We start from the raw sequence: 6,219 nt of genomic DNA on the forward strand, positions 1-6,219 counted from the left end.
GCGATTACGGCATATCTCCCGGCCTGCCTCTCGGTTGGCCGGGAGGTATCGACCTACAGCGCCGCGTCGATTTTCTTGGCTGCGTCGTCACTGACCCACGCATGCCAGACCTCAGGATGTTCCTTGAGGAAGATTTTCGCCAGTTTTGGCGACTCGATACGTTCCTTGGCCATGCGACCCAGGTTCTGGTTCAGCAGGTCGATCGGCAAGTTGACCTTTTCCAGTACGGCGACCAGTTCCGGCGCCTGTTCGTGGAAGGTTTTCGACAGGCCGACCTTGATGCTCACGGTCTTGTCGACGCCCGGTTTTTCTTCGAGTTTGACCAGATCCACCTGACCCATCAGCGGGGTTGGCGACCAGTAGTAGAACAGGATCGGCTCGCCACGCTTGTAGCTCGACAGCACTGCCGCATCCAGCGCCGGCCCGGTGCCCGGACGGAAGTTGGTGTAGCTGCTTTCGAGACCGTAACTTTTCAGCATTTCGCTGTTGTCGAGTTCGCAGGTCCAGCCGGCCGGGCAATTATAGAAACGGCCCTTGGAAGGCTCTTCGGCGTCCTTGAACACGGCGGCGTATTTGCCCAGGTCGGCGATGTTTTTCAGGTCCGGCGCTTTCGGCTCAAGCTTGCGCTTGGCGTCGCCTTCGATCACGTAACGCGGCACGTACCAGCCTTCGACAGCACCCACTACCGGAGCGCCGACACCGACAACCTTGCCGGCCTTCTCGGCCTTGTTCCAGACCTCGCTGCGACCGACCCACTCTTCGGCGAACACTTGAATATCGTTGCTGCTCAGCGCGTTTTCCATGGTGATGGAGTTGCCCGGCAAACTGTCGGTCTTGCAGTCGTAGCCCTTCTCCAGCACCACTTGCAGGACGTCGGTCAGGAGCATGCCGCTTTCCCAGTTCAGCCCGGCGAACTTCACCGGTTTGCCCGATTCGCACCAGCCGGCGGCTCGCGTTGCACCGGCACTGGCCAGCAGGCCCATGGACAGCAATGTGGTCAGCAGGGTCTTGTTCGATTTCATTGTTGTGACGCTCCTAATCATGAATTGGCTTACGGCAGTCAAGAGGCATCCAGCCCTGTCCACGTCCAAATCAGGCCTGCGCCGCAGCGCGACCGGCCCCGCTTGTTTTAGGTTGTACAACGCTGTTCTGCTCGACCGGCAGAATCAGTTGATCGGGTACCGCGCTGTGCCATTTTTTCGCGCACACGTAGTAGACGACGGCCGGCAACACCAGACCGATAATCCAGGAGATATCCACATCACCGAGAGCAGCCACCAGTGGACCGGTGTAGAACTTGGTAGAGATGAACGGCAACTGCACCAGCACGCCGAACACGTAGACGCTGATGCCGAGCAGGTTCCAGCGCCCGTAGCGACCGTTCGGATCAGCCAGTGCTGGCACGTCATAGCGCTCGCGGGTGATGCAGTAGTAGTCGACCAGGTTGATCGCGCTCCACGGGGTGAAAAAGGCGAGCAGGAACAGGATGAAAGACTTGAACGCACCGAGGAACGAGTGCTGGCCGAGCAGTGCGATCAGCGTCGCCGTGCCAACGATCACCAGCACGAACACCAGACGCTGCAGGCGCGTAACGGTCAGGTGACCTTTGAAACCACTGATGATGGTCGCGATGCACATGAAGCTGCCGTAGGAGTTCAGTGTCGAGATGGTCACCTTGCCGAACGCGATGCTGAAGTACAGCAGCGCGGCAGTGGCACCGGTGCCGCCCAGACCGACAATGTAGGCAACTTCGTGGCCGGCGAACTGGCCGTTGGCAGAAGCCGCGGCAAACACGCCGAGCACCATCGCCACTTGCGCGCCAACCACAGAACCCAGGCCGGCGGCAAAGAAGGTTTTTACCGCCGAAGTCTTGCTCGGCAGGTAACGGGAATAGTCAGCCACGTAAGGGCCGAAAGCGATCTGCCAGGACGCGGCAAGCGATACCGCGAGCAGGAAGCTGCTCCAGCTGAAGTGACGGATTTGCAGAAGTGCGCTGACGTCAACCTGACTGATCAGACGGCTGAACAGATAAACGAAAGCGATCACGCCGATGACACTGGCGACCCGACCGATCCAGTGGATCACCCGATACCCGAGCACCGTGACCACCACGATGACACTGGCGAACAGCAGGATGCCAACGGTGTCGCTGACACCAAACAATTGGCCCAGCGCCTGACCGGAAAGGACCGTGCCCGTCGCGGTAAAGCCCAGGTACATCAGGCACACCAGCACGATCGGGATCGCCGCGCCATAAACGCCGAACTGTACACGGCTGGAGATCATCTGCGGCAGGCCGAGTTTCGGCCCTTGCGCGGCGTGCAGCGCCATCACGCCACCGCCGAGCAATTGACCGATCAACAGACCGATCAGCGACCAGAACACATCACCACCGAGCACCACGGCCAAGGCCCCGGTGACAATCGCAGTGATTTGCAGGTTGGCACCCATCCACAGGGTGAATTGGCTGAACAGACGACCGTGTCTTTCCGCTTCCGGGATGTAGTCGATCGAACGCCTTTCGATCAACGGTTTGTTGCTTGCACGATCGGTGTTGACAGCCATGATTCAACCTCTGTGGATTGTTAGATTCTCTGTAGGAGCTGCCGCAGGCTGCGATCTTTTGATCTTGAAAAACCAACATCAAAAGATCGCAGCCTGCGGCAGCTCCTACAGGGCTTTTGCGTTTATTTACCGGTGATCATCGGCAGGTTCAGGCCCTGTTGCTTGGCGCAGTCGATGGCGATCTGGTAACCGGCATCGGCGTGGCGCATAACGCCGGTGGCCGGGTCGTTGTGCAGTACGCGCGCAATGCGCTCGGCCGCTTCATCCGTACCGTCGCAGACAATCACCATGCCCGAGTGCTGCGAAAAGCCCATGCCGACGCCGCCGCCGTGGTGCAGGGAGACCCAGGTCGCGCCGCTCGCGGTATTCAGCAGAGCGTTGAGCAGTGGCCAGTCGGATACGGCGTCGGAACCGTCCTGCATCGATTCGGTTTCACGGTTCGGGCTTGCGACCGAGCCGGAGTCGAGGTGGTCACGACCGATCACGATTGGTGCGGACAATTCACCGCTGCGGACCATCTCGTTGAAGGCCAGACCAAGCTTGGCGCGCAGGCCCAGACCGACCCAGCAGATACGTGCCGGCAAACCCTGGAAGCTGATGCGCTCGCGGGCCATGTCCAGCCAGTTGTGCAGATGGGCGTCGTCCGGGATCAGCTCTTTGACCTTGGCGTCGGTTTTGTAGATGTCTTGCGGATCGCCCGACAGTGCCGCCCAACGGAACGGGCCGATGCCACGGCAGAACAGCGGACGGATGTAGGCCGGTACGAAACCCGGGAAGTCGAACGCGTTTTCGACGCCTTCTTCCTGCGCCATCTGACGAATGTTGTTGCCGTAGTCGAAGGTCGGAATGCCTTGCTTCTGGAATTCCAGCATGGCTTTTACGTGCACGGCCATCGACTGCTTGGCGGCTTTGATCACAGCGGCAGGTTCGGTCTTGGCGCGGGCGCGGTATTCGTCCCAGGTCCAGCCGGCAGGCAGGTAACCGTTGAGCGGGTCGTGGGCGCTGGTCTGGTCGGTGACCATGTCCGGGCGCACACCGCGCTTAACCAGTTCCGGAAGGATTTCTGCGGCGTTACCCAGCAGCGCGATGGAGATCGCTTTGCCTTCTTTGGTGTATTTGTCGATGCGCGCCAGGGCGTCGTCGAGATCTGTCGCTTGCTCGTCGACGTAACGGCTTTTCAGGCGGAAATCGATGCTGACTTGTTGGCATTCGATGTTCAGCGAGCATGCGCCAGCCAGGGTTGCAGCCAGAGGTTGCGCGCCGCCCATACCACCGAGACCTGCGGTCAGGACCCACTTGCCGGTGAGGTTGTCGTTGTAGTGCTGGCGACCGGCCTCAACGAAGGTTTCGTAGGTGCCTTGAACGATGCCCTGGCTGCCGATGTAGATCCAGCTGCCGGCGGTCATCTGGCCGTACATGGCCAGGCCTTTGGCGTCGAGTTCGTTGAAGTGTTCCCAGCTCGCCCAGTGCGGCACGAGGTTGGAGTTGGCGATCAGTACGCGCGGGGCGTTGCTGTGGGTTTTGAACACGCCGACCGGCTTGCCGGATTGCACCAGCAGGGTCTCGTCGTCATTCAGGTTGGTCAGGCTCTCGACGATCTTGTCGTAGCACTCCCAGTTACGCGCGGCGCGACCGATACCACCGTAAACCACCAGTTCTTTCGGGTTCTCGGCGACTTCCGGGTCGAGGTTGTTCATCAGCATGCGCAGCGGCGCTTCGGTCAGCCAGCTCTTGGCGGTCAGCTTGTTGCCACGGGCGGCACGGATTTCAACATCACGGAATTTTGTACGGTTGTTGTCAGTCACGAAAAAGACTCCTCAGCGATCAATTCAAACCAACCCTGGCAGTGGGCAAGTGGCCTGCGCGCTTCGATGCGCGACAAGCGAATCAGTGGACGCTGCGGAGAGTCTCGAGCGACTCATACGCATACGTCTTTACTTGTACATACAAGCATATGCAATCAAGCGGCCAACTTGCTGGAGAGGCGTCCAAGAAAAATCGCGGGCAGGGCTGGAGAGCGCCTGAATCAAGGGTTCAGGCGTGGATGAAATTTTTCGCGGAGAGATTTTGTGCGGTCGGGGCTTGGTTGGATGAGCGTGGTTTTGCGCCACGCTGGGGCGTTCGGTAACAAGTTGGTGCGAGGATGGAAACAGGAAGTGTGAATGCAATTGTGGCGAGGGGATTTATCCCCGTTGGGTCGCGAAGCGGCGCCATTTTTCGATTGGAAGAAGCGGGGCTGCTGCGCAGCCCAACGGGGATAAATCCCCTCGCCACAGGGGTTGTGTTCAGTTTTGGAGGAGTTCGATTACGCAGCAAGGGGCATTGGTGGATATTTCGATCAGGCCACTGTTACCGTCCAGTTGCAGGCAATCATGGCAACCGAGTTGCGAAACGCTGTCACCGACCTGAACTTCCAACAATTCACTGACACTGAACACCAACACCGTCCCCGCCGAGCTGAAGAATCGCTGCTCACCGTCCAGCCACTGCAACCGCGCGCTATAACGCTGCGGCGCATAGATCAGGTTGAAATCGCGAATCGCACCGCCAAGCAGCGTGCACGAAACCTGGCTTTCGCCACTGAAGGCAAACGGGTCGAGCGGTAACAGCGGCCGCGTATCGTCACCGTCGACACACAAGGTCATGCCATCACCCTGCAACACGGTGATCACCCGCTGATAGCCAGCGAACGTCGAAAACCCGCCCGACTCGGCGATGTCGGCAATCGACAGGCGCCAGCCAAAACCATCCAGCCCGGCACCGGCGTCACGGGTGATTTCTTCGGTGCTGCCGCCGCCGTTTTTCCACGGCATGCGCGGGTAACCCTCAGCGCGTAAAACCTTAAGTGCGCTCATTTATGGAACCGACCTTCCAGACGATGACGAGAACCCGGGTGAATCAAACGTGCAGCGGTCACCGGCTGACGCCCCGACCACGTGCGACGACGAATCAACAAGCAAGGCTCGCCCTTCTCGATCTGCAACAACTTGCACTCGGACGATTCAGCGAGGATCGCTTCGACCACGTGTTCGCCTTCGGTCAGCGGCGCGACCTGGTTCAAATAGGCGTACGGCGTTTGCAGAGTGAAGTCCTGCTTGAGGTATTCCGGGGCGACCAGCGCGTTGACGAAACGGTCTTCGATTTGCACCGGAATGTCGTTTTCGTAATGCACGATCAGCGAGTGGAACACCTTCTGCCCTTCACGCATGTCCAGCGCCAGTGCGCGCTCGGAACCGGCGGCCTCTTCTTCGAGGGTGATCACCTGGCAGGTGTGGCGATGGCCACGGGAGGCGATTTCGTCGGCGATGTTGTGCACTTCGAACAGCGCGGACTGGCTCTTCGGCTCGGCGACGAACGTGCCGACGCCTTGCATGCGCACCAACAGGCCGTCGGCGGTCATCTCGCGCAGGGCGCGGTTGATGGTCATGCGGCTGAAACCGAGTTGGTTGACCAGCTCGCTTTCGGACGGCACGCGGTAGTGCGGCGGCCAGTTTCCGCTGTCGATCTGCTGGGTGATCATCTGTTTGACGCGGGCGTACAAGGGCGCCGGACTGTCGCCCATGTTCGCGGCCAACGGGGAGACTGGAGGCGGAGTCGGCACGGTTGATCCCTGTTCTTTGGATGAAAGTGGCTAGCTTGCCGGTGTTTACCGAG

The 6,219-nt window shown here is 59.8% G+C and carries 5 protein-coding genes; all 5 read right to left on the bottom strand.

Annotated features, from left to right (window positions below):
• Nucleotides 1-53: 53 nt before the first annotated feature.
• A complete protein-coding gene (locus tag ACIPZE_RS22135) occupies nucleotides 54-1,022 on the bottom strand; it encodes an ABC transporter substrate-binding protein (RefSeq protein WP_400775285.1) in 969 nt (322 codons plus the stop codon).
• A gap of 70 nt (nucleotides 1,023-1,092) precedes the next feature.
• Nucleotides 1,093-2,565 carry a cytosine permease gene (locus ACIPZE_RS22140; protein WP_129387843.1) on the bottom strand — a complete coding sequence of 491 codons (1,473 nt, stop codon included), beginning with the start codon at nucleotides 2,563-2,565 and terminating at the stop codon, nucleotides 1,093-1,095.
• A gap of 122 nt (nucleotides 2,566-2,687) precedes the next feature.
• On the bottom strand, nucleotides 2,688-4,370 hold the full coding sequence (gene hutU, locus ACIPZE_RS22145; protein ID WP_283438000.1) for a urocanate hydratase: 1,683 nt from the start codon (nucleotides 4,368-4,370) through the stop codon (nucleotides 2,688-2,690).
• A gap of 480 nt (nucleotides 4,371-4,850) precedes the next feature.
• A complete protein-coding gene (locus ACIPZE_RS22150; RefSeq protein WP_283438001.1) occupies nucleotides 4,851-5,420 on the bottom strand; it encodes a HutD family protein in 570 nt (189 codons plus the stop codon).
• The gene (gene hutC / locus ACIPZE_RS22155; RefSeq protein ID WP_162130175.1) at nucleotides 5,417-6,127 is read right to left on the bottom strand and encodes a histidine utilization repressor; all 711 of its coding nucleotides are present in this window, start codon (nucleotides 6,125-6,127) and stop codon (nucleotides 5,417-5,419) included. The genes ACIPZE_RS22150 and hutC overlap by 4 nt, the downstream gene beginning before the upstream one ends.
• Nucleotides 6,128-6,219: the final 92 nt, after the last annotated feature.

Origin of the sequence: Pseudomonas sp. NPDC089741, assembly GCF_044748825.1 — a bacterium.
GTDB lineage: Bacteria > Pseudomonadota > Gammaproteobacteria > Pseudomonadales > Pseudomonadaceae > Aquipseudomonas > Aquipseudomonas helmanticensis.